Genomic DNA, 2,152 nt, shown 5'->3' on the forward strand with positions numbered 1-2,152 from the left:
GGTATGACATAAATCCTTACCTGCTTTTTACGATAGCTCAGGTGGAAAGTAATCTTAATCCACAGGCTGTAAATAGGAATAAAAATGGAACATATGATATTGGTCTTATGCAGATAAACAGTAGATGGCTTAGAGTCTTAAAAAAATGGGGGATAAAAGAAAAAGACCTTTTTAACCCCTGTCAAAATGTTTTTGTAGGAGCATGGGTTTTAAAGCAGTGTATTAATAGATACGGCAACACATGGAAATCTATAGATTGTTATAATAAAGGTTCTAAAGCAAAAGAAAGCTCAAAATATGTGTGGAAGATTTATAATGAGTACAATAAACTTTTTGCACAAAGGAGTAAATAATGGTTCCTGATATATACATAGGAGAAGATTGGTTTACACTTGATGAGGTTTTTAACTCTTATAAAGATGAAACCTGCGGGGCAGTAGATATATTTTTAGGCATACCAAGGTCTGCTCCTGAAGATGGTGATGTTAAGGAACTTCATTATGAAGCATATATATCTATGGCAGAAAAAGTAATTAGGGAAATTATAAATGAAGCTAAGGAAAAATTTGGAATAAAACATGCAGTGGTTCATCACAGAACAGGAGTAGTACCGCTTCTAACTCCTTCCTTTTTGGTTGCTGTCTGGGCAGGACATCGGCAAGAAGCTTTTACAGCCTGTAGATATATAGTTGATGAAGTTAAAGCAAGGGCTCCTATCTGGAAGAAAGAGGTATTTGAAACAGGTCAGGAAAGCTGGAAATAACCTTGACAACAAAGGCTGTTTTATTATAAATTATATGTCCATTTTGTGAGTCGCTAGCTCAGTCGGTAGAGCACCGGTCTTTTAAACCGGTGGTCCCGGGTTCGACCCCCGGGCGACTCACTTTGCCCCCGTCGTCTAGCCAGGCCTAGGACACCGGCCTTTCACGCCGGCGACACGGGTTCGAATCCCGTCGGGGGCACTTTAATATTTACTATACTTTCTTAAAGCTTTCCCCTGATTTTCAAGCTGTTTTGTATTTTCTACTATCAGATTTTTCAGTTGATTAATCTTTTCAAAGATTAAATTGATAATTTCATTGAGTTTTTGAGCTTCTTCTTGAGATGTTATTTCAATGTTTTGAGAGGCAATAGATTTAACATCAGACATGATATTTTCTAATGCTTTATCATCTATCTCTTTTTTTAAAAGAAAATTTTCTAATATGTTATTATGTTCCTTTAATTTTTCATAAATCTCCTCAAACTTCACTTCATTTTTTCCTTAGCTTCTTTGAACCCCTCATAGATAGGTGTTATTACATTGATTACATTATCTATTTTTGATATATCATTTTTCAGATTTGCTTCTAATAATTCTTTTTGGCAAAAATCGTATAAATTATATAGATTCTTGGCTATCTCTCCACCTTTTTCAAAATCAAGAGAAGCTTGGAGTAAACTAATAGCATTGGAAACTTTACTAATCTTTTCTCCCTTTAATTGTATATTGTTTTCTTCCATTGCTATTTTAACTATATTTAATAAACTTAGCATTTCTTCGTATGTTTTTAATAAAACATCTTCTTTTGATAAAGTTTCAGTTTCATATTTGTTGTAAGCTTCATAGGGATTATTCATTTATGATTTCCTCCTTTTATCTTCCAATAGAACCACCTTGTACATTTTTTGAAAATCCTGCAATTCTTGCTTGAATTTCTTGCATTTTTGACATATAAACTTCAAGTTTAATAAACTGTTGCCTCATCCTTTCTATTTCAGCATTTAATCTATTAGATAAAAATGATATTCTTTTATCTAAATAATTTATCTTTTGAGTATAAGAATTATTTATTCTGCTTGTTGTATCTATATAATTGCTCAAAGAAGTGTTAAATGTAGAGGCGAAATTTTGCAGTATTATAGAAGCATCAGTGCGGTTCATAAAATTCTGGAAAGCTGTTGTGTCTAAAGATAGCTGTCCATGTTGATCATTTACCCCAGATTTTACTAATCCATATTTAGCTAAGTTATCTAAAATTGTATTTGCAAGATTTGATACTATTCTCATCAATGTTGATTCGCCTGCTAAAGGTGACCTTTACCTGTAAGTTTTTGTACTGTTGTTATAATCATTGTATCCTTTATACATCTTGCAGATATCCCTGTATTT

At 32.9% G+C, this 2,152-nt stretch carries 4 protein-coding genes, 2 tRNA genes and 1 pseudogene; 4 read left to right on the plus strand and 3 right to left on the minus strand.

Annotation, left to right across the window (positions count from 1 at the left end):
- The 4 genes from HG1285_RS03835 to HG1285_RS03820 all read left to right on the plus strand — a co-directional run.
- The coding region (locus tag HG1285_RS03835; protein WP_008288784.1) for a lytic transglycosylase domain-containing protein at positions 1–353 on the plus strand (353 nt) is incomplete at its 5' end.
- Positions 353–763: a molybdenum cofactor biosynthesis protein MoaE gene (locus HG1285_RS03830; RefSeq protein WP_008288785.1), complete on the plus strand. Its 411-nt coding sequence runs from the start codon at positions 353–355 to the stop codon at positions 761–763. The genes HG1285_RS03835 and HG1285_RS03830, both read left to right, overlap by 1 nt.
- A gap of 47 nt (positions 764–810) precedes the next feature.
- Positions 811–883: transfer RNA gene (locus HG1285_RS03825), tRNA-Lys, on the plus strand.
- 4 nt (positions 884–887) lie between these two features.
- Positions 888–962, plus strand: a tRNA-Glu gene (locus tag HG1285_RS03820).
- Between the two features lie 2 nt (positions 963–964).
- On the opposite strand, the gene HG1285_RS03815 is transcribed toward HG1285_RS03820, so the two are convergent.
- From HG1285_RS03815 to fliD, 3 genes and pseudogenes are all read right to left on the minus strand, one after another.
- Positions 965–1,252 carry a hypothetical protein gene (locus HG1285_RS03815; protein WP_008288786.1) on the minus strand — a complete coding sequence of 96 codons (288 nt, stop codon included), beginning with the start codon at positions 1,250–1,252 and terminating at the stop codon, positions 965–967.
- Complete coding sequence (fliS, locus tag HG1285_RS03810; protein ID WP_008288787.1) at positions 1,249–1,620, minus strand: flagellar export chaperone FliS; 372 nt, start codon at positions 1,618–1,620, stop codon at positions 1,249–1,251. Before fliS ends, HG1285_RS03815 begins: the two co-directional genes overlap by 4 nt.
- A gap of 16 nt (positions 1,621–1,636) precedes the next feature.
- Positions 1,637–2,065: pseudogene (gene fliD / locus HG1285_RS03805) on the minus strand (flagellar filament capping protein FliD); the annotation flags it as partial.
- Positions 2,066–2,152 lie beyond the last annotated feature (87 nt).

The organism is Hydrogenivirga sp. 128-5-R1-1 (genome assembly GCF_000171895.1).